20 protein-coding genes and 1 pseudogene are annotated in these 22874 nt (G+C 72.4%); 10 read left to right on the top strand and 11 right to left on the bottom strand.

Annotation, left to right across the window (positions count from 1 at the left end):
• Positions 1-120 precede the first annotated feature (120 nt).
• The 3 genes from ACFYX0_RS41015 to ACFYX0_RS41005 form a co-directional block, all read right to left on the bottom strand.
• Positions 121-678, bottom strand: coding sequence for a PadR family transcriptional regulator (locus ACFYX0_RS41015; protein ID WP_388979224.1), 558 nt, complete (start codon positions 676-678; stop codon positions 121-123).
• 40 nt (positions 679-718) lie between these two features.
• Positions 719-2734, bottom strand: a complete 2016-nt coding sequence (locus ACFYX0_RS41010; RefSeq protein WP_388979221.1) for an FAD-dependent oxidoreductase — start codon at positions 2732-2734, stop codon at positions 719-721.
• A 252-nt stretch (positions 2735-2986) separates the two neighbouring features.
• Positions 2987-3766 carry a putative protein N(5)-glutamine methyltransferase gene (locus ACFYX0_RS41005; RefSeq protein ID WP_388979218.1) on the bottom strand — a complete coding sequence of 260 codons (780 nt, stop codon included), beginning with the start codon at positions 3764-3766 and terminating at the stop codon, positions 2987-2989.
• Positions 3767-4265: 499 nt separating this feature from the next.
• On the opposite strand from ACFYX0_RS41005, the gene ACFYX0_RS41000 reads away from it, so the two are divergent.
• Positions 4266-4673 (top strand): MarR family winged helix-turn-helix transcriptional regulator, encoded by a 408-nt coding sequence (locus tag ACFYX0_RS41000; RefSeq protein ID WP_388979230.1) that lies wholly within the window; start codon positions 4266-4268, stop codon positions 4671-4673.
• 131 nt (positions 4674-4804) lie between these two features.
• Here the strand turns inward: ACFYX0_RS41000 and ACFYX0_RS40995 are convergent, their stop codons facing one another.
• Both ACFYX0_RS40995 and ACFYX0_RS40990 read right to left on the bottom strand, forming a co-directional pair.
• Positions 4805-5521: a GNAT family N-acetyltransferase gene (locus ACFYX0_RS40995; protein WP_355914405.1), complete on the bottom strand. Its 717-nt coding sequence runs from the start codon at positions 5519-5521 to the stop codon at positions 4805-4807.
• Complete coding sequence (locus tag ACFYX0_RS40990) at positions 5518-6441, bottom strand: NADP-dependent oxidoreductase (RefSeq protein ID WP_388979215.1); 924 nt, start codon at positions 6439-6441, stop codon at positions 5518-5520. The genes ACFYX0_RS40995 and ACFYX0_RS40990 overlap by 4 nt, the downstream gene beginning before the upstream one ends.
• A gap of 246 nt (positions 6442-6687) precedes the next feature.
• Here ACFYX0_RS40990 and ACFYX0_RS40985 point away from each other — a divergent pair, with 246 nt between their 5' ends.
• From ACFYX0_RS40985 to ACFYX0_RS40965, 5 genes are all read left to right on the top strand, one after another.
• The gene (locus ACFYX0_RS40985; RefSeq protein WP_388979213.1) at positions 6688-7293 is read left to right on the top strand and encodes a sulfite oxidase-like oxidoreductase; all 606 of its coding nucleotides are present in this window, start codon (positions 6688-6690) and stop codon (positions 7291-7293) included.
• A 1-nt stretch (position 7294) separates the two neighbouring features.
• Positions 7295-8068 (top strand): ferredoxin reductase, encoded by a 774-nt coding sequence (locus ACFYX0_RS40980; RefSeq protein WP_388979227.1) that lies wholly within the window; start codon positions 7295-7297, stop codon positions 8066-8068.
• 469 nt (positions 8069-8537) lie between these two features.
• Positions 8538-9122 (top strand): hypothetical protein, encoded by a 585-nt coding sequence (locus tag ACFYX0_RS40975; RefSeq protein WP_388979211.1) that lies wholly within the window; start codon positions 8538-8540, stop codon positions 9120-9122.
• 101 nt (positions 9123-9223) lie between these two features.
• Positions 9224-10189: an acetylxylan esterase gene (locus ACFYX0_RS40970; RefSeq protein ID WP_388979209.1), complete on the top strand. Its 966-nt coding sequence runs from the start codon at positions 9224-9226 to the stop codon at positions 10187-10189.
• A gap of 166 nt (positions 10190-10355) precedes the next feature.
• Positions 10356-11090, top strand: a complete 735-nt coding sequence (locus ACFYX0_RS40965) for a GntR family transcriptional regulator (protein WP_388979206.1) — start codon at positions 10356-10358, stop codon at positions 11088-11090.
• Here ACFYX0_RS40965 and ACFYX0_RS40960 read toward each other — a convergent pair.
• Positions 11068-11835 carry a class I SAM-dependent methyltransferase gene (locus ACFYX0_RS40960; protein WP_388979203.1) on the bottom strand — a complete coding sequence of 256 codons (768 nt, stop codon included), beginning with the start codon at positions 11833-11835 and terminating at the stop codon, positions 11068-11070. The two genes, ACFYX0_RS40965 and ACFYX0_RS40960, sit on opposite strands and share 23 nt — an antisense overlap.
• Before the next feature lie 54 nt (positions 11836-11889).
• Positions 11890-12618, bottom strand: a complete 729-nt coding sequence (locus ACFYX0_RS40955; protein WP_388979200.1) for a hypothetical protein — start codon at positions 12616-12618, stop codon at positions 11890-11892.
• 195 nt (positions 12619-12813) lie between these two features.
• On the opposite strand from ACFYX0_RS40955, the gene ACFYX0_RS40950 reads away from it, so the two are divergent.
• Positions 12814-14397 (top strand): alpha-amylase family glycosyl hydrolase, encoded by a 1584-nt coding sequence (locus tag ACFYX0_RS40950; protein ID WP_388979197.1) that lies wholly within the window; start codon positions 12814-12816, stop codon positions 14395-14397.
• 346 nt (positions 14398-14743) lie between these two features.
• Positions 14744-15889: a glycoside hydrolase family 19 protein gene (locus ACFYX0_RS40945; protein WP_355914470.1), complete on the top strand. Its 1146-nt coding sequence runs from the start codon at positions 14744-14746 to the stop codon at positions 15887-15889.
• A gap of 55 nt (positions 15890-15944) precedes the next feature.
• Here ACFYX0_RS40945 and ACFYX0_RS40940 read toward each other — a convergent pair whose 3' ends face one another.
• Positions 15945-17189, bottom strand: a complete 1245-nt coding sequence (locus tag ACFYX0_RS40940; protein WP_388979194.1) for a cytochrome P450 — start codon at positions 17187-17189, stop codon at positions 15945-15947.
• 419 nt (positions 17190-17608) lie between these two features.
• On the opposite strand from ACFYX0_RS40940, the gene rho reads away from it, so the two are divergent.
• Positions 17609-18748 (top strand): transcription termination factor Rho, encoded by a 1140-nt coding sequence (gene rho / locus ACFYX0_RS40935; protein WP_388979191.1) that lies wholly within the window; start codon positions 17609-17611, stop codon positions 18746-18748.
• Between the two features lie 106 nt (positions 18749-18854).
• Positions 18855-19730: pseudogene (locus ACFYX0_RS40930) on the top strand (D-alanyl-D-alanine carboxypeptidase family protein); the annotation flags it as partial.
• 35 nt (positions 19731-19765) lie between these two features.
• On the opposite strand, the gene ACFYX0_RS40925 reads toward ACFYX0_RS40930, so the two are convergent.
• From ACFYX0_RS40925 to ACFYX0_RS40915, 3 genes are all read right to left on the bottom strand, one after another.
• Positions 19766-21130 (bottom strand): glycosyltransferase 87 family protein, encoded by a 1365-nt coding sequence (locus ACFYX0_RS40925; RefSeq protein WP_388979188.1) that lies wholly within the window; start codon positions 21128-21130, stop codon positions 19766-19768.
• A complete protein-coding gene (gene mptB, locus ACFYX0_RS40920; RefSeq protein WP_388979185.1) occupies positions 21127-22515 on the bottom strand; it encodes a polyprenol phosphomannose-dependent alpha 1,6 mannosyltransferase MptB in 1389 nt (462 codons plus the stop codon). Before mptB ends, ACFYX0_RS40925 begins: the two co-directional genes overlap by 4 nt.
• A gap of 119 nt (positions 22516-22634) precedes the next feature.
• A partial coding sequence (locus ACFYX0_RS40915; RefSeq protein ID WP_388974748.1) for a glutaminase occupies positions 22635-22874 on the bottom strand: 240 nt, incomplete at its 5' end.

Below are 22874 nucleotides of genomic sequence, written 5' to 3'. Positions count from 1 at the left end.
CCCAGGCCGCCCCAAAGGCCGCACCTCCACCCCGGCACCCCGCCACCCAGTCGGCAAGAAACAGCGCAAAGTGGACATGCCGCGACGCGGCGGAGCCGAGCAGCAGCCTTAAAGATCAAGCTAAGCGAGATCGGGGTCGGGTCCGGGCAGCGACTCGAACTCTTCCAGGGCCTGGGTCAGCCACTGGGTCCAGAAGGTCTCCAGATCGATGCCGGCCCGCAGCACGAGGTGCTGGATGCGGTCCCGCTCCGAGTCCCTGCCCGGCCCGAAGTCGCGTTTCTCGATCTCCTGGTACTCGGCCAACTGCCGCTGGTGCAGGGTGAGGTGATGGCGCAGGTCGCCCTCGATGCCCTCGGTGCCCACCACCGCCGCGGCGCGCAGCCTCAGCAGCAGCACATCGCGCATCGGCTTGGGGTCCTGGGACGTGGCCGCCCAGCGGGCGAGTTCGGCGCGGCCGGCGGGCAGGACCTCGTAGGACTTCTTCTGCCCGCGGGCCGGCTGCTCGGTCGGCAGGGCACGGATCAGACCGTCGTGCTCCAGCCGTCCCAGCTCGCGATAGATCTGCTGGTGGGTCGCCGACCAGAAGTAGCCGATCGACCTGTCGAACCGACGAGTCAGTTCGAGGCCTGAGGACGGCTTCTCCAGCAGGGCGGTCAGGATCGCGTGCGGGAGTGACATGGGGCCATCCTAGGGACGCGGCGCGCAGCGCTCATGAGGGCTAGAGCGCCGCGGCCACCTCCGTGCCCTGCTTGATCGCTCGCTTGGCGTCCAGTTCCGCCGCCACGTCGGCGCCGCCGATGAGGTGCGGCGTCCGGCCCGCGGCCGTCAGCTCCTCGTACAGACCACGGCTGGGCTCCTGGCCCGTGCACAGCACGATCGTGTCCACCTCCAGGATGCGGCTCTCACCGTCCACGGTGACGTGGAGGCCGGCGTCGTCGATCCGGTCGTAGCGCACGCCCGGCACCATGGTGACGCCCCGGTGCTTCAGCTCGGCGCGGTGGATCCAGCCCGTGGTCTTGCCGAGTCCCGCGCCGACCTTGGACGTCTTGCGCTGCAGCAGGTGAACGGTGCGCCGCTGGGCGGGCCGCTCGGGCGCCCCGAGGCCGCCGGGAGCGTCGTAGTCCATGTCGACGCCCCAGTGGCGGAAGTAGGTCGCGGGGTCCTCGCTCGCCTTGTCACCGGTGTCGGTGAGGTACTCGGCGACGTCGAAGCCGATGCCGCCCGCGCCGAGGACGGCGACGCGGTCACCGACGGGCGCGCCGTCCCGCAGGACGTCGAGGTAGCCGAGGACGCGGGGATGGTCGATGCCGGGGATCTCGGGGGTGCGCGGGGTGACGCCGGTCGCGACGACGATCTCGTCGAACCCTGCGAGATCCGCCGCGGCCACCCGGGTGTTCAGCCGGACGTCCACGCCGTGCCGGTCGAGCTGAGTGCGGAAGTAGCGGAGCGTCTCGTCGAACTCCTGCTTGCCCGGGACCTTGCGGGCCACGTTGAGCTGTCCGCCGACCTCGCTCGCCGCGTCGTAGAGCGTGACCTGGTGGCCGCGTTCGGCGGCCGAGACGGCGCAGGCGAGGCCGGCCGGACCGGCGCCGACCACGGCGACCTTCTTGCGCAGCCGGGTCGAGGACAGCACCAGCTCGGTCTCGTGGCAGGCGCGCGGGTTGACCAGACAGGAGGTGATCTGGCCGCTGAACGTGTGGTCGAGGCAGGCCTGGTTGCAGCCGATGCAGGTGTTGATGGCCTCGGGGCGCCCGTCGGCGGCCTTGGCCACGAAGTCGGGGTCGGCGAGCATCGGGCGGGCCAGGGACACCATGTCGGCGTATCCCTCGGCGAGCAACTGCTCGGCCAGTTCGGGGGTGTTGATGCGGTTGGTGGTCACGAGGGGGACCGAGACGGCGCCCATGACCTTCTTCGTCACCCATGCGTACGCGCCGCGCGGCACGGAGGTGGCGATGGTCGGGATGCGGGCCTCGTGCCATCCGATGCCGGTGTTGATGATCGTCGCTCCGGCCGTCTCGACCGCCTTGGCGAGCGTGACGACCTCGTCGAAGGAGGAGCCGCCCGGGACCAGGTCGAGCATGGACAGCCGGTAGATGATGATGAAGTCCTCGCCGACGGCCTCGCGGACACGGCGCACGATCTCCACGGGGAAGCGCATGCGGTTCTCGTACGAGCCGCCCCAGCGGTCCTCGCGGCGGTTGGTCTGCGCCGCGATGAACTCGTTGATGAGGTAGCCCTCGGAGCCCATGATCTCCACGCCGTCGTAACCGGCCTGGCGGGCGAGGCGGGCGGCGCGCACATAGTCGTCGATCGTCTGGTCGACCTCGGCGTCGCTGAGCTCGTGCGGAACGAACGGGCTGATCGGGGCCTGGAGCGCGCTCGGCGCGACGAGGTCGCGATGGTAGGCGTACCGGCCGAAGTGGAGGATCTGCAGGGCGATGCGCCCACCCGCCTCGTGCACGGCCTCGGTGATGAGGGAGTGCTGCTCGGCCTCCGCGTCGGTGGTGAGCTTGGCTCCGCCCTCGTACGGGCGTCCGGCGTCGTTGGGCGCGATGCCACCGGTGACGATGAGCCCGACCCCGCCGCGTGCCCGGGCGGCGTAGAAGGCGGCCATGCGCTCGAAGCCGCGCTCGGCCTCCTCCAGGCCCACGTGCATGGAGCCCATGAGCACACGATTGGGCAGGGTCGTGAAGCCCAGGTCGAGCGGGGTCAGCAGATGCGGGTAGCGGCTCATCGGGCCCTCCGTCCGGCGTGTCCTGGTTCTGTTGTAGACGAGGACGGGGTCTTTATGCAACTAGTTGCACAATGGGCCGCCGGGGACCGGGACACCCCGCACGCGATCAGTGATCGCGTGCGGGGCGGGCGGCTCGGTTCGGTCCCGTCACCGTCCGAGGCCGGCCGGTCAGGCGGCTGCCCGCATTGATCAGGTCGCTCTCAAACCGATCAGGACGTTCTTGCGCCGCCGATCAGGGCGTCCTCTCGCTCATCAGGCCGCTCTGGTCCCGATCAGGACATTGGCGCACCACTCGTCCGAGACCGCGAGCCGGGTCCGCAGCCCCCCGCCGGTGAACGCCTCCACGGCCCCGGGAACCTGGTGCTCGCTCGTCTCCACGAGCACGGAGCCGCCGGGCGCCAGCCACCGGCCCGCCTCCGCGGCGACCCGGCGCAGCACGTCCAGGCCGTCCGAGCCTCCGTCGAGGGCGGCCAGGGGCTCGTGGTCCCGGGCCTCGGACGGCAGCAGCGGCACCTCGTGCGTGGGCACATAGGGCACGTTCGCGGCCAGGAGGTCGATACGGCCGCGCAGTTCGTCCGGGAGCGCGGCGAACAGATCGCCCTCGTGCACCCGGCCGCCGTACGCGCCGACATTGCCGCGGGCGCAGCGGACCGCGGCCGGTTCGATGTCGGCGGCATGCAGCTCCGGGCCGTCGAGCGCGGCGGCGAGTGCGGCGCCGACCGCTCCGGAACCGCAGCACAGGTCCACGACGACGCGGGCGTCCGGCCCGAGCGCGAGGGCCTGCTGCACGAGGAACTCGGTGCGCCGGCGCGGCACGAAGACGCCGGGCTCCACGGTGATGCGCAGTCCGTGGAACTCCGCCCAGCCCAGGACCTGTTCGAGGGGAAGACCCGCCACCCGCCGGTCGACCATGGCGGCGACCTCGTCGGGCGTACGGGCGGTGGTGAGGATCAACTCCGCCTCGTCCTCGGCGAAGACACAACCGGCGGAGCGCAGAGCGGAGACGACGCGGGAACGCGACATGGAAGGCATGGAGCCGAGAAGCCTTTCGGTTGACCGAAGGGCGCTCTCGCGGTCACCTAACGGCGGTGATCCGCGCTGACATGAGGTGAGAGCACCCGAGCCGACACAGCGGAAATGGGTCTCACCTCCTCGGCCAACACCGGCCGGGGCGATCCGCGGCCAGGACGGTCACCCTAGCAGGAGAGGGATGACCGGCCACGCGCCGGTGCGCGGCGGGCGACGCAGGCCGCCTCCGCATTCTGGTTGTATTATACAACCAGAGCGACCTGAGGAGGCTCCCGTGCAGGCAGTCGACGCGTCCCACGCAGTCGCCGGCCCCGAGCGGGACGCCGCCACGCCCGCGGCCGAGGAGACCGGCGTGACGGACACCGCTCGTACAGCCGACGCAACGGATACCGCTGATGCGACCGCAGCCCCGGACATCGCTGATGCGGCCGACGCGGCGGACACCGCTGATGCCACCGCAGCGACGGACACCGCTGATGCCACCGACGCCGCCGTCGAGACGATCCACCGTGAGCTGACGACGTTCGCCCGGCGCGCCCGCGCCTCGGCCGGCCGGATGCATCCGGAACTCTCGCTCGTCTCGTACACGCTCCTCGGGCACCTGGAGGGGAGCGGCGGCTCGACCCGGGCGACCGACCTGGCCGACCACTACGCGCTGGACAAGTCCACGGTCAGCCGCCAGGTGGCCGCCCTGGAACGGGCCGGTCTGATCGAGCGACGGCTCGATCCCGGCGACCACCGGGTCCAGGTGCTGTATCTGACGGAGGCGGGGACGCGGATCCTGGCCCAGGTCACCGAGAGCCGCCGGGAGGCCTTCGGGGAGCGGCTCGCGGGCTGGCCGGAAGAGGACCTGCGACGCTTCGCCGCGTATCTGCTGCGCTACAACAACGTCGAGCCCGGCGGACGTTGACCGGCCCCCGGGGCCCAGCGGTACCGGTCAACGGCTTCCTCGCGTCGTCAGATCCCCATCGTCAGATCTCTGGAGTCAGACCCCCACCGTCAGATCCCTGGCGTCAGATTCCCGCCATCGCATCCCCGGCGTCAGACCCCCACCGCCCGCTCGTCCACCGCGGTCTCCGGCACCCGCGCCGAGAGGAACCTCGTCCGGCGGCGGAGCCGGAACCCCAGGGACTCGTAGAGCCGGACGGCGTTGGTGTTCCCCGCGCCGGTGTGCAGGAACGGCGTCTCGCCGCGCTCGCGGATGCCGTGCGCCACCGCGAGGATCAGCCGGGTCGCCAGTCCCTGGCCCCGGACGGCCGGATCGGTGCACACCGCGCTGATCTCGGTCCAGCCCGGCGGGTGCAGCCGCTCTCCGGCCATCGCGACCAGTGCGCCGCCCCGGCGGATGCCCAGATAGGTGCCGAGTTCGATGGTGCGCGGCAGGAAGGGGCCCGGCCGGGTGCGCTCGACCAGGTCCAGCATCTCCGGCACATCGGCCGCGGTGAGTCGTACGGCCTCCGGTTCGGGAGCGGCGGGGATCCCGTCGTCGACGAGCTGCACGCCGTCCACGTCGAAGGTGATGTCCCAGCCCTCCGGCAGCTCACCGCTGAAACCGGGCAGCGGAGCCTCGGCGCCCGGACCCGCGAGCGCCGCGAGGTCGGCCCAGTCGTCGGCGCCCGGGTCGTCGGGCAGCCCGACCCAGGGGGAGACGTCCGTCGGGTAGCGCAGGATGCGGCCCCGGCGCTCGGCGAAGTGGGCGTGCGGGCCGGTCAGCGAGGCAAGCGCGGGGTTGTCGAGAACGTGCCGGATGTCACTCATGCGCCGACCTCGATCACGACCTTGCCCCGGGCGTGGCCCTCCTCGACGGCGCGCAGCGCCTCGCCCGCGCGCTCCAGCGGGAAGGTCCGGGTGACGTGGGGGGCCAGGTCGCCGCTCACCACAAGGCGCGCGACCTCGTCGAGCACGGCGGCGGTGCGGGCCCGGCTCACCGGTGCCCCGCCCAGCCGACCGACGTCCAGGCGCGCCGCGGCGGAGACCAGCTTCGACCGGTCGGCCAGCAGCGTGGCGGCTTCCTCCAGCACGTCAGCGCCGACGAGGTCGTAGACACCGTCCACCCCGTCCGGGGCGACGGCCCGCACCCGCGCGGCCAGTTCCGGACCCGGCGCGGCATACACGGCGCCGAGCTGCTCGACGAAGTCCTTCTTGCTCTCGCTCGCCGTGCCGATCACGCGCAGCCCGAAGGCGCGGGCGATCTGTACGGCGGCGACCCCGACTCCCCCGCCGGCGCCGGTGACCAGCAGCGTCGCACCGGCGGGCAGGTCGAGCTGGCGAAGCCCGTCGTACGCGGTGGCCGCGGCGATCGGCAGAACCGCGGCGTCCCTGAAGGACAGCCCCGCCGGCAGATGCGCCGTCACCGCGGCGGACAGCAGGGCGTACTCGGCGTATCCACCCGACGCGGTGTTGCCGAAGACCGCGTCCCCGGCGGTGAAACCGGTCACGCCCTCGCCGATCTCCTCCACGATCCCGGCCACCTCGCCGCCGAAGACGACGGGAAAACTCGGCTCTCCGGTGTCGCCGGGCCGCCTAAGGCCCCCACGGAGCTTCCAGTCGACGGGGTTCACGCCCGCCGCACGCACCGCGACGAGTACTTGTCCGGGGCCGGGGCTCGGCCGCTCCACCTCCACGAACGCCTCGGTCTCCGGGCCGCCGTTCCGCGTGTACGCGTACGCCTTGGGCATGTACCGCCTCACTCTCCTTCGCTGTCGTCGGACCGCCGGTCCAGGAGCCACCGGCACCGGCCACTACTGGCCAAGGACGACCAGGTGGCGGCTATTCCCGGGCCGTCGCAGAGTTCACACGTCGGCAATGACCGGGATCGGCCGGGGCGGGAGCACCGTGCGCGGGCGCGTACGGTGGAGGGCGTCCGCATAGATCGCGCCCGGCCGGCGGTCCCGTCCGGCCGCCTGGAGAGGCACCACCCCACCATGCACGTCACCCGAGGCTTCACCGGGCGCCCACGCGTCACCGACCCCGGCCTGCCGCCCGGCCAGTACGACGCGGGCGACGACTGGCCCGTCCTGTCCGCCGAGGTCACCCCCGCGCTGACGGCCGCGGACTGGTCCTTCCGGATCGACGGCGAGGTGGCCGAACCGCGCACCTGGACCTGGGCGGAGGCGCAGGCGCTGCCCGCGTCGGAGTACAGCGGTGACATCCACTGCGTGACCGGCTGGTCGAAGTTCGGGATGCGCTTCGGGGGCGTGTCGCTGGACGCGTTCCTGGATGCCGTACGGCCGGGAGCGACGGCCACGCACGCCGTCGCCTACTCCCACACCGGGTACACCGCCGACCTTCCGCTGGCCGACCTCACCGGAGGGCGCGCCTGGATCGCCTTCGAGTACGACGGCAGGCCGCTGCCGGACGAGCACGGCGGCCCGGCACGGCTGCTGGTGCCGCACCTGTACTTCTGGAAGAGCGCCAAGTGGATCGCGGGCCTGAGGATCCTCGACCACGACGAGCCGGGGTTCTGGGAACAGAACGGCTATCACGCGCGGGGCAACCCGTGGGAGGAGCAGCGGTACTCCGGTGACTGACGTGACTGAGCCGGGCGTGACCATCGGCCGCTTTCTGCCGCCCACACCGTTCGCCGTCCCCGGGCGGATCGCCGTGAGCGGCAGCACCGCCGCGAACTGGCACACGGCGACGCTGACCGAGATCCGCCGGGAGACACCGCGCGCCGCGACCTTCCGGTTCGCGGTTCCCGGCTGGGCGGGGCATCTGCCGGGGCAGCACCTGCTGTTGCGGCTGAGGGCCGGGGACGGTTACGTGGCGCAGCGGCACTACTCGATCGCGTCGGGCCCCGACGACACCGGGCACATCGAGCTGACCCTGGACCGGGTCGAGGGCGGCGAGGTGTCCGGCTGGTTCCACACCGTGGCCGAGCCCGGGGACCGGATCGAGCTGCGGGGCCCGCTGAGCGGCTTCTTCGCCTGGCCGGGCGACCGGCCCGCGCTGCTCATCGGCGCCGGCTCGGGGGTCGTCCCGCTGATGTCGATGGTGCGCCACCACCGGGCACGCGGTCTGGACGTGCCGCTGCGGCTGCTGGTCTCGGCCCGGGGACCGGAGGATCTGATCTACGCGGACGAGTACGGCGCCGAGACCACGCCCGTCTTCACCCGCAGCGCGCCCCAGGGGACGCCGGTGGGACGTATGTCCGCTGCCCATGTGGCGCCGCTCATGGCCGAGGCGCCTCCCGGTGGGTGGGAAGCCTATGTGTGCGGTTCCAACGCGTTCGCGGAGCATACCTCGCGGCTGCTGGTCGAGGCCGGGCAGCCGGTGGACCGCATCCGTATCGAACGCTTCGGCTGAACCGTCGAGCGCTCGGAGCTCCGGGCGGAACGGGCGCCCGGCCGCCGCGCCATTGGCCGCGCAGCAGGTTTCGGGGCCACATGGCCGGGAACCTCGCCGGGGAGGAGAATCGGCATAAAAGGCCGTTTCATGTCGGAGCATCCAGTGTCGCGTCCGCGGCGCGTTCGGAGCTCGTCCGCGTCGCGTGCGCGCCGGTCCGTCCACGGCCGCCCCGGACCTGGGGTCGGCGGTGCGGCCGGTCCGGCAGGAGCGGGTCCTGGATGCGGGGCGCATCGGGGCCGCCGTCGCCGTGGGTCGCGGGCGGCGGGGGTGCCGTACGGCCTGCCCCTCGGGGGTGGGCCGGTGCACCGCGGGCGCCGCCGTGCGGTGCTGCGCCGAGGGGCTCCTTGATCGTGGCCGGGGGCGGTGTGCGGGTTCCCCAGGGTGCTCGGCCCCTCCACGAGCGGGATGTGGCGGCAAGGAGGTCGAGATGCGAACCCGGATGCGCGGCTGGCGCTGGCGGCGCAATCCGCTGCGCCGGCGGTCGGATGTCGTCGAGGCGTGGACGTCACTCCTGCTCGCCGTGCTGCTGTGCGTCGGGGCGCCGCTCGTCGGCACGGCCGTGGGCTGGTGGGCGTACGGCGACGCACACACGACGCAGACCACCCAGCGCGCGGAACGCCATCAGGTGCCCGCGGTGGTCCTCCAGGACGCCCCGGCCGCGGCGCCCTCGGCGCAGGGCGCCAAGCAGCCCCTGTACCGGGTGCCGGTGCGCTGGACCGAGCCCGGCAAGGGCACCCGGACGACGGTCGCGAAGGTCCCGGCGGGCTCGCTGCGCGGCGACCGGGTGCAGGTCTGGCTGGACGCGAAGGATCACGGGATCTCCCCGCCGCCCAGTGACGCCGCGGTGTGGCAGCACGGCCTGACAGCGGGGGTGTGGGCCGCGGCCGGCGTGGCCGGGACGGTCTTCCTGGGCCGCGCGGTGATCGGCCGGATCGCCGAGCGCCACCGCATGGCGGAGTGGGAGGACGAATGGGCCCGCACGGGGCCGGACTGGCGACGGCGCACGGCGTGAACGGCCGGGACCGAGCGTCGGCGAACGGGCCGTCTGGCGGCGCCCCGGACGCCACCGTACGGTGTGATCGCCCGCATCCGTGACGTCAAAGGCGGTCCTCCATGGCCCTGTTCGACCTGCCGCTCGACCAGCTCCGCGGCTACCGGAGCGCCTCGGTGGAGCCTTCGGACTTCGACGCCTTCTGGACGAAGACGCTGCAGGAGACCCGCGAACACGACCTGGACCCCCGCTTCGAGCCCGTCGAGACCGGACTGCGGACGGTCCAGGTGTACGACGTGACGTTCGCCGGCTTCGGCGGCCACCCGGTCAAGGGCTGGCTGACCGTGCCGGCTGCCGCGGACCAACCCCTGCCCACAGTCGTGGAGTTCATCGGCTACGGCGGCGGGCGTGCGCTGCCGCACATGCATCTGCTGTGGGCGTCGGCGGGCTTCGCGCACTTCGTGATGGACACGCGCGGGCAGGGCAGCACCTGGGGCGGCGGCGACACCCCCGACCCGGTGGGCAGCGCGCCGGCCGTTCCCGGGTTCATGACGCGGGGCATCGAGGATCCCGAGACGTACTACTACCGGCGGCTGTTCACGGACGGTGTGCGCGCCGTCGAGGCGGCCCGGGCCCACCCGCTGACCGACGCCTCCCGCACCGCGGCCGTCGGCGCCAGCCAGGGCGGCGGCATCACGATCGCGGTCGGCGGTCTCGTACCGGACCTGGTGGCGATCGCGCCGGACGTGCCGTTCCTGTGCGACTTCCCGCGCGCGACGACCCTCACGGACCGCCAGCCGTACCGGGAGATCGGCACCTACCTCAAGACGCACCGCGGCCGCACCGAGCGGGTGTTGCGGACCCTGTCGTACTTCGACGGCGTCCACTTCGCCGCGCGCGGCCGGGGGCCCGCGCTGTTCTCGGCGGCGCTGGAGGACCAGACGTGCCCGCCCTCCACGGTCTTCGCCGCGTTCAACGCGTGGGCGCACGAGGACAAGACGATCGAGGTCTACGACTTCAACGACCACGAGGGCGGCGGACCCCACCAGCAGGCGGTCCAACTGCGCTGGCTGCCCGCCCGGTTCTGAGAAGATGTCAGGAACGCTTCGGGAACTTCGGGTTCCCGGTGACGCCGGACACGGGCCGGATTCGGCCGAAGTGCCGATCGGCCCTTTCCTGGTGGTTTAGACCAATGCTAGATGTGGTCGCGCACTGACTCCACACGGCTACGTCTTGTCACCAGGAGGCGCGGACATGGCCCGCACCACCCCGTCCGACCACCCTCTTCCTCACCTGCCCGAGGAACCGCTCTACTGGAGGATCGCCACCGAACTGCTGGGCGAGTTACGTGACGGCGACATCCCGCCGGGGGAACGGCTGCCCGGGGAGCGGCAGTTGGCCGCGCGCTTCCAGGTCAGCCGGGAGACCGTGCGCCAGGCCCTGCAGATCCTGCGCCGCGCCGGGCTGGTCGCCACCGACCGGCGCGGCAGCCACGCGGTACTGCCCGGCGCGACGGCCGAGCACGTGCCCTCGCTGGCCTTTCCCGTGGGCGCGCAGGGCACGGAGCCCGGCCGGGCGACCGTCACCTGGGAGGTCCCCTCCCCCGAGCACGCCCGGGAGCTGGGCCTCGCGCCCCGGCGGCCCACCCTCGTCCACCGCTATGCGTCCGCCGCGGCGGACGGCAGCGGGACGCGAACGGCCGTCACCTCGTTCTCCGCCGTCGCCGTCGCCGAGGTGCCGGAACTGGCCCGCTACCGCGACCGGGCGGACGGCAGGGCCTCGGCCGAACTGGGGCGTGCCTACGACTGGATGCGCACGGCCGGGCTGACCCTGCACCACCGTGACGCGATCACCCCGCTGCCGCCGACCGTGCGGGTCACCCGGCGTGTGCACGACCAGTGGGACCGGCCACTGGAGATCACCGATCTCGTGGTGGAGGCCCAACGCGAGGCACTGGTCTACGAGTTCACCCTGCCGGCGGCCGGCTGACCTCCGCCGGGGCCCCGCCGCCCGCCCGCGTGGCCACGACCAGCCGGCAGCGCGGGCTGCCGTCCGGCCGGCGGCCGAAGTCCGGCAGCGCCTGCTGCTCCACCGTGAACCCGGCGCGGCTCAGCTCGCGCCGGACGTCGCCGAGGCGGAACGCCCGGTAGTACATCACGAACGGCGGGCGCCACAGGGCGTTGCGGACGCGCATCGCGGTGTCGAAGCCGAGCAGCGCCCAGTACCAGGGTGAGGCCGGGCGCGGCGGGGCCCCGATCGGGAACACGAACCGTCCGCCCGGCCGCAGCACCGAGTGGACCTGCGTGAACAGTCCGGGCAGCTCGCCCGGCAGAAAGTGACCGAAGGCGCCGAAGCTCACGACGAGGTCGAAGGCGGGACCGAAGGGCAGGGCGCGGGCGTCGCCCCGCACCCAGTCGACCCTCGGCCACCCGCCGGACGGCACCTCCCGCCGCGCGACGGCCAGCATGCCCGCACTGAAGTCGACCCCGGTGACGCTCTCACGGCACACCGTGCGCAGCACATCCGACCCCGCCCCCGTACCGCAGCACAGATCCAGTCCGCGGTCGAAGGGCCCCATCGTCTTCAGCGCGCGCTCGACGGCGCCCAGCACCACGTCCGGCGTCCGGAAGGGAGTGTGATCGAACTTGGGCGCGAGCAGGTCGTAGCCGCGCTCGACCGAGGACAGCGCCTGAACGGCGAGCTCACGCAGGCTGGGACCGTGCGGGGAGAACATCACACCAGCTTAGGACGCCCGGAGACCGCGCGGACCTGGTTCCCCGCCGTCCGGTCAGGCGTCCGCGGGCGGCCGTCCGGCGGTGTGCCCGCTCGCCCGGGGAAGCGGGCCGGCTGGTGCCGTCGCGGCCGGTACGGGCGGGTGGGGCAGCCGGCGGGCGAGGGGCAGCACGGCGGCGCCGAGGAGGAACCCGTAGACGGTCACCAGTCCGTGCCCGTTGTCCTGGGCCAGCCACATGGCGAGACCGGCCGCGGGCACGCTCAGGGCCAGCAGTCGCTCCTTGGTGTCACCGGTGCTGAGCAGCAGGCCCGCCGCGAGTGTCGCGGCCAGGAAGTACGTCGCACCGGAACTGCCCGCGAAGTTACGCGGGTCGGTGCTGCGCGCGGTCTCGCCGAACAGCGCGTCGATGTGCTCGGGCAGCAGGATGCCGGCGGCGAACAGCGCCAGCGTCAGCGGGGCGCGCCAGAACCACTGTGCCAGTGCGGCGATCACCGCGAGGGTGCCGATGTTCCAGATGGTCCCGAAGACCCCGCCGTTCTGCATGAACACGGAGGTCACCACGCGCCACCAGCCGGACTTGCGCGGGTCGCTGTCCAGCGCGTCCATCGCCCCGGACCAGCTCAACTGGAGCACCACCGCGGCGGCGGCGACGGCGGTGAACGCGACCGCCGCCCAGGGGACCGGCCGTCGGCGAACCGTTCCTTCGCCGATGAGGAGCACACCGGCCCTGAACATCAGCACCATCAGTGCCGCGGTCGTCACATTGAACAGAATCGCACTCATGCGGATCATCCCCCGTGTGAAAGACCTCTGGTCGAAGGCCGCGTTCACCTTAGCGACCGGGGCCGGTCACGTGGTTCGCGGGGCGGGAGACGGCGCCGACGGGGCCCGGCCCACCGATCGCTCGTATCGGATCATCTTCGGTCAACGAGCGCCGGGCCCCGGCACGTTCACTCCCGCTCCCGTAGGGTCCCGTCCATGACTTCGTTCCGTCCCGCCCCTGCCTGGCTGGCCGACGCCGTCTTCTACCAGATCTACCCGCAGTCGTTCGCCGACTCCGACGGCGACGGCATCGGTGACTTCGACGGGATCACCGAGCGCCTCGACCACCTCGCCTGGCTGGGCGTCAACACCGTCTGGATCAACCCCTGTTTCGTCTCCCCGTTCCGCGACGCGGGCTACGACGTCGCCGACTACCTGACGGTGGCGCCCCGTTACGGCTCGGCCGACGACCTGGCCCGGCTGGTCGAGGAGGCGGGCCGACGCGGCATCCGCGTCCTGCTCGACCTCGTGGCCGGACACACCTCCGACCGGCATCCCTGGTTCCTGGCCTCGGCGGAGGATCCGGGCGACCACCGCTACATCTGGGCCCCCGAGGGCCGCCCCGAGGGATTCGTCCACTCCCCCGGCGCCCGCCCCGGCTCCTATCTGCCGAACTTCTTCGGCTTCCAGCCCGCGCTGAACTTCGGCTACGCCCGCGACGACCCGGCCGAGCCATGGCGGCAGCCGGTCGACGCGGAGGGCCCGCGCACCAACCGTGCCGCGCTCCGCGAGATCATGGACCACTGGCTCCGGTTCGGCATCGCCGGCTTCCGGGTCGACATGGCCGCCTCGCTGGTCAAGGACGACCCCGACAGGACGGAGACGACCGGGGTCTGGACCGAGCTGCGGCACTGGCTGGACGGCGCCCATCCGGAGGCGGTGCTGCTGTCGGAGTGGGGCGACCCGGAGGTGTCGGTCCCGGCGGGCTTCCACACGGACTTCTTCCTGCACTTCGGCGGTCCCGCCGACGGTCTGCCCCTGCGCTCCCTGTGGAGCAACGGCGAGGGCACGGTGGACGCGGCCTGGGACCCGCTGGACTGCTTCTTCGACGCCGACGGCAAGGGCTCGCCGCGCCCCTTCGTGGAGGCGTACGAGAAGGCGGCGACGGCGCTCGGCAGCTCCGGCCTCATCTCCCTGCCGACCTCGAACCACGACTTCTCCCGTCTCAACTGCGGCCCGCGCACGGCCGATCAGCTCCCGGCGGCCTTCGCCTTCCAGCTCACGTGGCCGACGCTGCCGGCGATCTACTACGGCGACGAGATCGGCATGCGCTACGTCCCGGGCCTGCCCGACAAGGAGGGCAGCGTTCTCGGCCCCCGCTACAACCGGGCGGGTTCCCGCACCCCGATGCAGTGGGACGAGGGCCCGAACGCCGGCTTCTCCGCGGCGCCCGGGGACCGCCTCTATCTACCCGTGGACCCCTCCCCCGACCGACCGACGGTCGCCGCGCAGCGCGCCGACGAGACGTCCCTGCTGCATCTGGTGCGCCGGCTGATCACCCTGCGCGGGACCGTCCCGGAACTCGGCTCCCGCGCGTCCGTCGAGGTCCTGCACACGGGATACCCCTTCGTGTATCTACGGGGCGGCCGCTGTCTGGTGGTCGTCAATCCCCGGCGGACCGAGGCGCACTTCGCACATCCCGCGGTCGGCCGCGCGCTGGAGACGTCGGGCGTGGAACTGGCGGGCGGCACCATCTCCGCCCGGGGCTTCGGCTTCGGCGTCTTCGAACTCGACCGCTAGGTCCTGTCGTCTAGGTCCTGTCGTCAAACTGCCGTCGTCCGCCCGGAGGGCGGGCTCTGCGGCGCCGTGGGGCCCCTCCCGCTCGAGCGAAGTCGAGCGTGGGGGAGCGTGCACGGCGTCGCGGGGCAGGCGGGAGTTTGACGACAGGGCCTAGTCGCGGCGGGTGGGGAGGAGTGGCACTCACTTCGTCTTCTGAGTGCCCAGCCCCGGTGGCAACGTTGTTCCGCTTCACCTCTTGACGCACTTGGTACAGACCTTTAGCTTTCGGGCCGTCACATCCTGTGCACTCGCACGGAGTTCGCGCCCCCGTCTGGCCAATCCCCACGAGGTGTCGACAACGATGACCATGGCCCAGCTCCCCCTCAGACGATTCACGCTCATACGCACGGTCCTCGGCCGGTTCACGGTCGGGGCCGTCGTCGCGGTCCTGACGGCCGCCCTGTTCTCCGCCACGCCCGCACACGCCGCCGACGGCCGGATCACCGGACTGGCCGGGAAGTGCGTCGACGTGGCGGGAGCCAACAGCGCCAACGGCACCGCCGTACAGCTCTACGACTGCAACGGGACCAATGCCCAGCTCTGGTCCAACCCCGGCGACGGCACGCTGCGGGCGCTCGGCAAGTGCCTGGACGTCGTCGACCGGAGCACGGCCGACGGGGCGGCGGTCCAGCTGTGGGACTGCTCGGGCGGAGCCAACCAGCAGTGGGTGGTCACCGCCGCCCACGACATCGTCAACCCGGCCGCGAACAAGTGCCTGGACGTCCGCGACAACAACTCGGCCAACGGCACCCGGCTGCAGATCTGGAGCTGCTCGGGTGGGGCGAACCAGAAGTGGAACGCCCCCGCGAGCGGTGGCGGAACCACGAATCCGTCCGGATTCGTGGTCAGTGAGGCCCAGTTCAACCAGATGTTCCCGAACCGGAACTCGTTCTACACCTACAGCGGCCTGGTACAGGCCCTGAGTTCCTACCCCGGATTCGCGAACACCGGCAGCGACACGGTGAAGAAGCAGGAGGCCGCGGCCTTCCTGGCCAACGTCAGCCATGAGACGGGCGGTCTGGTCTACGTGGTGGAGCAGAACACCGCCAACTACCCCACCTACTGCGACTGGAGCCAGTCCTACGGCTGCCCGGCCGGTCAGGCCGCGTACTACGGGCGCGGTCCCATCCAGCTCAGCTGGAACTTCAACTACAAGGCCGCGGGCGACGCGCTCGGCATCGATCTGCTCGACAACCCGTGGCTGGTGCAGAACGACTCCGCCATCGCCTGGCGCACGGGCTTGTGGTACTGGAACACGCAGTCCGGCCCCGGCACCATGACCCCGCACAACGCCATGGTGAACCAGGCCGGCTTCGGGCAGACCATCCGCAGCATCAACGGCTCGCTGGAGTGCGACGGCAGGAACCCCGCTCAGGTGCAGAGCCGTGTCGACGCCTACCAGCGGTTCACCGCGATCCTCGGTGTCAGCCCCGGCTCCGACCTGTACTGCTGAGTTCGCCAGGGGGCCGGGGCGCACCGTCCCGGCCCCCGTAGGACCGGACCACGGCTCAGGGCCGCGGACGCACGGGCAGCGTCCGTACGCTGTTGCCGACGAAACTGGGCTGGCGGATCAACTCGTCCTCGGACGCCGCGAGTTCCAGGTCCGGGAAGCGGGTGAACAACCGCTCCAGCGCGATCCCGGCTTCCAGGCGGGCCAGGGGCGCGCCCAGACAGTAGTGGGCGCCGTGTCCGAGGGAGAGATGCCGCGGCGTGTCGCTGCGCCCCGGCCGCGTGACATCGAACCGGTCCGCATCCGCGCCGTATACCGCCGGGTCCCGTCCGGCGGCGGAGTATCCGGCGAGCACCGGTGTCCCCTGCGGGATGACGGTCCCGTCCACGGTCAGATCCCGCACCGGGTACCGGAACGGGAAGTAGCTGACGGGCGCGTCCCAGCGTAGCGTCTCCTCGACGACGTCGTCCCAGCCCGCCTGCCCCTTGCGCACCAGGTCCAGCTGGTCGCGGTGACCGCACAGGGCCCGTACGGCGTTGGTGATCAGGTTCATCGTGGTCTCGTGGCCGGCGATGATCATCAGCACCAGAGTGCCGATCAGCTCCTGCTGGCTGAGCCGGTCACCGTCCTCGTCGCGGGCGGCGATGAGCGCGCTGATGAGGTCGTCCCCGGGCTGTGCGGCCTTGGCGGCGGCGATCTCGCCGAGGACGGCGACCAGTCCGCTGTTGGCGGCGATGGCCTGCTCGGGACCGATGTCGGTGGCGACGACCTGGCCGGACAGCCGGTGCAGCCGGTCCCGGTAGTGGTCCGCCACGCCGAGCAGCTCGCTGATCACCCCCATCGGCAGGGGCAGTGCGAAGTGCCGCCGCAGATCGGCCGCTCCACCGTCGGATTCGGCCGCACGGGCCAGGTCGTCGAGCAGACTGTTCGTCAACTTCTTGACTCTCGGTCGCAGTTGTGCGACACGCCGGGCCGTGAACGCCCGGCTGACGAGCGAGCGCAGCCGCCGGTGGTCCTCTCCGTCGGCGGTGGTCATCCCCTGCACGGCCGCGAAGGTCATGAGCGGCCAGCCCTGGACGATCCTTCCCTCGCGCAGGGCGGTGAAGTGCCGGGCGTGCTTGGCGACGTCGGGATGCGCGAGGAGCTCCCTGAGCGCCTCGTGCCCCAGTACGGCCATGCCCTCGATGTCCCCGGGCAACAGGACCGGCGCGACGGCCCCCAGGGCGAGCAGCCGCGCGTTGTCGGCGTGCGGGCAGCCGCCGGCGGGATCCAGGCGATGTGGTGCGGCGGAGGAGCTGTCCACCGGTGACTCCTTGTCGCGGGGGGCGGGCTGACGCCGTACGACGATCGATTCTGCCCGGGACGGGACCCCCGGGAACAGGCCCCGGGAACAGACGGCGCCACCCGCGCGCTGACGGGGGTGCACGGTGACGCGTCGGCGGTGTGCGACACCCGGGCAGCGTGTGCACATCCACCCGTCGAGTGCTACAGTGCGGTCAGCACCTGTGTACGCCCCGTTCTGGGCGCTGGTGCCGTTCCCCACAGTTGGCCGTTCTGATCGCCGTCGTCATCGACCGGCGCACCGGCTTTCCCGCATCACCTCGCGACCAGCGTTCTTCGGCTGTACCCGAGGTGAGCTTCCCTGCCGCGACGAGGCGTGAGCATGCCGCCTCCGGCCCATCCCTTCTCCCCTCCTGTTCTCCGTCCGTGAAAGGACCTCATATGACCACCACACTCCAGCCCCCTCCCGTGGCACAGCAGCAGACGCCGCAGTCCGTCACGGGAGTCCTCGACATCGACCACGGCGGGAAGGGGCACCTGCGTGCCGTCGGCTGCCAGGCCTCGCCCGCCGATCCCCAGGTCTCCCCGGCCCTGATCCGCCGCCACGGCCTGCGCAAGGGCGACACCCTCGTCGGCCTCCGCGCCGGGCGGGCCGTCACCGAGGTGACGCAGATCAACGGCCGTACGCCCGAGGAACTGCGCGGACGCCCGCACTTCCGCGACCTCACCCCGCTGCACCCGCGCGAGCGGCTGCGGCTCGAACACCCCGCGGCGGGCCTGTCCGGGCGCGTCGTCGACCTCCTCGCGCCCGTCGGCAAGGGGCAGCGCGGCCTGATCGTCGCCCCGCCGAGGACCGGCAAGACGGTGCTGCTCCAGCAGATCGCCGCGGCCGTCGCCGCCAACCATCCCGAGTGCCGCCTGATGGTGGTGCTGCTCGACGAGCGGCCCGAGGAGGTGACCGACATGCGGCGCTCGGTGCGCGGCGAGGTGTACGCCTCCACGTTCGACCGGACTCCGAAGGAGCACATCGCGCTCGCGGAACTGGTCGTCGAGCGGGCCAAGCGGCTCGTCGAGCAGGGGGAGGACGTCGTCATTCTGCTCGACTCGCTGACCCGGCTGTGCCGGGCGCACAACAACGCGGCCGCCTCCGGTGGCCGCACCCTGAGCGGTGGCGTCGACGCCGCCGCCCTGCAGGGCCCGAAGCGGCTCTTCGGAGCCGCCCGGCTGGCCGAGGAGGGCGGCTCGCTCACGATCCTCGCCACCACCCTGGTCGAGACCGGCTCCCGTGCCGACGACTTCTTCTTCGAGGAGCTGAAGAGCACCGGCAACATGGAGCTGCGGCTGGACCGGGAGCTGGCCGCCCACCGGATCCACCCGGCCGTGGACATCGCCGGATCCGGTACCCGCCGCGAGGAACTCCTGCTGTCCGCAGTCGAGTTGACGACCGTGCACGGACTGCGGCGCGTCCTGAGGTCGCGGGACGGGCAGACGAACCTTCAGACCCTGCTGGAGCGGATGCGGGCCACGCCCGACAACGCGGCGTTCCTGCGTCAGATCCAGCCCACCCTGCCGACGACCTGACGGTCCCGCAGGGCAGGGCCCCGGTGTCCGGCTTCCGGGTGTCCGATGCCGCCACTCGGCGCAAGCTGCCCAGGCGCGGCTGCCGGAGCCGCCCCAAGGTGACGGTATGACCATAGGATTCTCGTCCCGCGTCGTCGTCTCCTGCTGCGCTCTCGGCATGGCCTGGACGGCGGCCCTCTCGCCCCATCCCGCCGTCGCCGTCGCGGGCCCCGACTCCGACGTCCCACGGCCCACGGCTCCCGGAACCTCCCTCCTGTACGCGTCGGGAACGCAGGTACGACAGCGCGCGGGGGTGCCCGAACTCCCCGAGACGTCGGCGCTGTCATGGCTGGTCGCCGACGCCGGCACCGGGCAGGTGCTGGCCGCGCACGACGCGCACCGCCCGCTGCCGCCCGCCAGCACCCTCAAGACACTGTTCGCCCTCACCGTGCTGCCGGGGCTGCCCGCCGAGGCCCGGCACACCGTCACCGCGCCGGAACTGTCGGACGTCGGTCCCGGCAGCAGCCTCGTCGGGGTGAAGGAGGGCGACACCTACCAGGTCAGCGACCTGTGGCGGGGGGTGTTCCTGAACTCCGGCAACGATGCCGTCCATGTGCTGGCCGCGCTCAACGGCGGAGTGCAGACCACGGTCCGTCAGATGCAGGCCAAGGCCCGTGCCCTGGGCGCACTGGACACCCATGTGGTCTCCCCCGACGGGTACGACGCCGACGGCCAGGTGTCCTCGGCCTACGACCTCGCGGTGTTCGGGCGGACCGGACTCCAGAACCCGGACTTCGCACGCTACTGCGCCACCGCCGAGTCGAGCTTCCCCGGCGACGAGGGCCAGACGTACGAGATCGCCAACACCAACCGGTTGCTGACCGGCCGCAACGGCGTCCAGCGCTACCCGGGCCTGATCGGCATCAAGAACGGCTACACGAGCCATGCCGGCAACACGCTCGTGGCCGCCGCCCGACGCGGCGGCCACACCCTTCTGGTGACCGTGATGAACCCCCAGGTCGGCGGTGGGTTCGCGGTCTACGAGGAGGCGCGCTCGCTGCTCGACTGGGGCTTCGCCGCCGTCGGACGGGTGACTCCGGTCGGCTCGCTGTCATCCGAACGGCCGACCGTGTCACGGGCCGGCCCGGCCGCGCTGTCGAGGACGGCGGTCGCGGACCGCGACACGGCCGGCTGGCCCGCCCCGGAAGTGCTCGCGGGTGCGGTGGGCGCGAGCGCGGGCGCGGCGGCCGGGCTGACGTTGTGGCTGAGGAGAAGACGTTCGGCGGGCGCCTGACCGACCGGCAGCCCGAGCAGCAGCCCGAGGCTGATCCAGGCGTAGGTGTTGCTGCCGAGGAAGCCGTCGATGCCGGACGCGTCGTCGAACCACAGCCACACCACGCTGCTGCACAGCAGCACGTACAGCACGGCCGCGATGCGCAGTCGACGGGCGCGCAGCAGCACGGCGAAGGACGGCAGCAGCCAGACGAGGTGGTGCACCCAGGTGATCGGGCTGACCAGACAGGCGGCCAGCCCGGTCAGGGCGAAGGCGGCCCGCCAGTCGCCGACCCGCAGCGCACGGTGGGTGCGCCACCCCCACACCGCGAGAACCACCACCACGGCCGTCGCCCAGGCCGCGTGGCTCGGGGCGTCGGGCGCCGCGAGCCGGGCCAGGATGCCCTGCAGCGACTGGTTGGAGACATAGTCCAGGCGGCCGACGCGGGTGGTGTCCCAGACGGCGTGCGTCCAGTAGAAGCGGGAGGCGCCCGGTGCCGCCCAGGCCGCGAGCAGGGTCGCGCCGACGGTGACCGCCGTCGCCACGGCGGCGGCCCGCCAGCGCCGGGCGAGCAGCAGCAGGCCGATGAAGAGGGCGGGCGTCAGCTTCACGGCCGCCGCGAGTCCGATCCCCGCCCCGGCCCAGCGCTCGCGCCCGCTGGACAGCAGCCAGGCGTCGGTGAGCACGAGTGCCAGCAGCAGCAGATTGACCTGCCCGAAGCTGAAGGTGTCCCGGACGGGTTCGAGCAGCGCGAGCGCGCAGGCGGCGAGCGCCCAGCCGAACCAGCCGTAGCGGCGCAGCTCCCGGCCCAGCAGGATCCACAGCACCAGGGCGGCGGCCGCCAGGTTCAGCAGCAGCGCGAGGACGATGGCGGTGCCGAGGCCGACGTACGCCATGGGCAGCATGCTCAGGGCGGCGAACGGCGGATAGGTGAAGCCGTACGTCGTCCCCGGCACCCGGTAGTCGTAGATGTGCCCGCCGTGGTGGATCCAGGTGTGCACGGTCCCGTAGTACACGCGCAGGTCGAACCAGTCCCGCAGGAGCGGGACCGTGGCGGTGAAGACGGCGACGGCGGCGGCGAGTGTCAGTACGAGGGCCAGTCGGCCCTTCTCGGTGTGCGGCGCTCTCACGCGGTCCGTCCCAGCACCGGCGCCTGAGCCGCCTGGTGCGCCTGCCAGAGCACCACGATCGCGAGGACGCCGCCGGAGACGGCCAGCAGCACCTGGGCGAGGTCCGGGGCCGAACCGCTCGGCAGCACCGCGAGCGCGAGGACCGCGGTGGCGGCGGCCACCCGGTGGCGCAGGGAGCTGCTGGGCGCGGCGGCGGCGATGAGGAACAGTCCCCACAGGGCGTACCAGGGGCGGATCGCGGGGCCGAGGACGGCCACGACGGCAAGGCTGAGGCCGAGCGCGTAGACCGGGGCGGGCCGCAGCCGCAGCCAGATGAGCAGCACGGCGATCATTGTCGCCAACAATCCGGCCGCGTGCCACACCGGAATCGCGAGGGGCGCGAAGTCACTGCCGAGGTGGTCGAGCAGCCGCCCGGTGACCCGCCCGAGAACGCTGGTGGGTGACCAGTTGTGCGGGGAGATGGGGGTCTTCAGGGCCGCCACCCAACCGTAGCCCGTACCGGCGACCGCTGTGACCACCACCGTCGTGGCCAGCGCGACCACCGTCGTCGTCAGCACCGCCCGGACCACACCGACCTGCCGCCGCAGCGCGACGACAGCCACCAGACCGAGCGCGGCCGGGGCCTTGACCAGTGCGGCGAGCGTGATCAGGACGACGCCGAAGACATGCAGCCGGCCGCGCGCGGCGAGCAGGCCGATGCCGAGCAGACCCAGCATGATGGCGTCGTTGTGGGCACCGGCCACCAGATGCAACAGCACCAGCGGGTTGAGGGCGCCGAGCCAGAGCGCCGCCGCCGGGTCGGCGCCGCACTGCCGGGCCAGCCGGGGCAGCGCCACCGCCATCAGGGCCACGCCGACGAGCGCGACCAGCCGCATACCGAGCAGCCCGGCCGGCAGCTCGCCGCGGGTCAGGCCGGAGAGCCCGGAGGCGACGGCGAGGAAGACCGGCCCGTACGGGGCCGCGGTGTCGCGCCACACCGGTGCCACCTCGTCCGCCAGCGGCCCGCCGAGCTGTGCGGGGCCGTGCGCGTACACGTCTATATGGGCGTGGACCATGGCGCCCTGCGCGAGGTAGCTGTAGACGTCCCGGCTGAACAGCGGCGGGGCGAGCAGCAGCGGTGCGGCCCAGACGGCGAGAACGAGCAGCAGGGAGCGCGGCGTCGGCGGCTCGGGGCCGCGGATCACCCGGCCCAGCAGCGCCCACGCCGCGATCAGCAGCACCACACCGAAGTAGACCCCCACCAGTCCGAGGGCGGCGCGCCCGGACTCGGGGGAGACCAGATCCGCGACCGGCAGGGCCCCGGCGGTCTCACCGCCCAACGCTAGAAAGGCGGTACCGGCCAGGCCAAGTGCCTGGCAGCGGCGGAGATCGACGGGGAAAGCCATGGCCAACACTGGGGAAGCGTGTCAACACCGAATGGACGGAAGGCGACGTTCTGCCCTCAGGGTGGCGACCTGCGTGTGACCGCCGTGTAACCGGCACCACCAAGCACCCGGCGGCTCGTTCAGAACACGGACAGTCCGGTGAGGGTCGTGAACCGGTCCAGCGCCGCGACGCCCGCCACCGAGTTGCCGCGCTCGTCCAGGCCGGGGCTCCAGACGCACAGCGTGCAGCGGCCGGGGACCACCGCGATGATCCCGCCGCCGACGCCGCTCTTGCCGGGCAGGCCGACCCGGTAGGCGAAGTCACCCGCCGCGTCGTAGGTGCCGCAGGTCAGCATCACCGCGTTGATCTGCTTGGCCTG

The organism is Streptomyces sp. NPDC002573 (assembly GCF_042889625.1).
Classification (GTDB): domain Bacteria; phylum Actinomycetota; class Actinomycetes; order Streptomycetales; family Streptomycetaceae; genus Streptomyces; species Streptomyces gibsoniae.
The sequence above is the reverse complement of the archived record's forward strand: the minus strand, read 5'-3'. Positions and strand labels throughout refer to the sequence as shown.

Bases quoted from the DNA above. Each gene is read 5' to 3' on its own strand.
- ACFYX0_RS41015 (WP_388979224.1), bottom strand. From the start codon at position 678: ATGTCACTCCCGCACGCGATCCTGACCGCCCTGCTGGAGAAGCCGTCC.
- ACFYX0_RS41010 (WP_388979221.1), bottom strand. From the start codon at position 2,734: ATGAGCCGCTACCCGCATCTGCTGACCCCGCTCGACCTGGGCTTCACG.
- ACFYX0_RS41005 (WP_388979218.1), bottom strand. From the start codon at position 3,766: ATGCCTTCCATGTCGCGTTCCCGCGTCGTCTCCGCTCTGCGCTCCGCC.
- ACFYX0_RS40995 (WP_355914405.1), bottom strand. From the start codon at position 5,521: ATGAGTGACATCCGGCACGTTCTCGACAACCCCGCGCTTGCCTCGCTG.
- ACFYX0_RS40990 (WP_388979215.1), bottom strand. From the start codon at position 6,441: ATGCCCAAGGCGTACGCGTACACGCGGAACGGCGGCCCGGAGACCGAG.
- ACFYX0_RS40985 (WP_388979213.1), top strand. From the start codon at position 6,688: ATGCACGTCACCCGAGGCTTCACCGGGCGCCCACGCGTCACCGACCCC.
- ACFYX0_RS40975 (WP_388979211.1), top strand. From the start codon at position 8,538: ATGCGAACCCGGATGCGCGGCTGGCGCTGGCGGCGCAATCCGCTGCGC.
- ACFYX0_RS40970 (WP_388979209.1), top strand. From the start codon at position 9,224: ATGGCCCTGTTCGACCTGCCGCTCGACCAGCTCCGCGGCTACCGGAGC.
- ACFYX0_RS40965 (WP_388979206.1), top strand. From the start codon at position 10,356: ATGGCCCGCACCACCCCGTCCGACCACCCTCTTCCTCACCTGCCCGAG.
- ACFYX0_RS40960 (WP_388979203.1), bottom strand. From the start codon at position 11,835: ATGTTCTCCCCGCACGGTCCCAGCCTGCGTGAGCTCGCCGTTCAGGCG.
- ACFYX0_RS40955 (WP_388979200.1), bottom strand. From the start codon at position 12,618: ATGAGTGCGATTCTGTTCAATGTGACGACCGCGGCACTGATGGTGCTG.
- ACFYX0_RS40950 (WP_388979197.1), top strand. From the start codon at position 12,814: ATGACTTCGTTCCGTCCCGCCCCTGCCTGGCTGGCCGACGCCGTCTTC.
- ACFYX0_RS40945 (WP_355914470.1), top strand. From the start codon at position 14,744: ATGGCCCAGCTCCCCCTCAGACGATTCACGCTCATACGCACGGTCCTC.
- rho (WP_388979191.1), top strand. From the start codon at position 17,609: ATGACCACCACACTCCAGCCCCCTCCCGTGGCACAGCAGCAGACGCCG.
- mptB (WP_388979185.1), bottom strand. From the start codon at position 22,515: ATGGCTTTCCCCGTCGATCTCCGCCGCTGCCAGGCACTTGGCCTGGCC.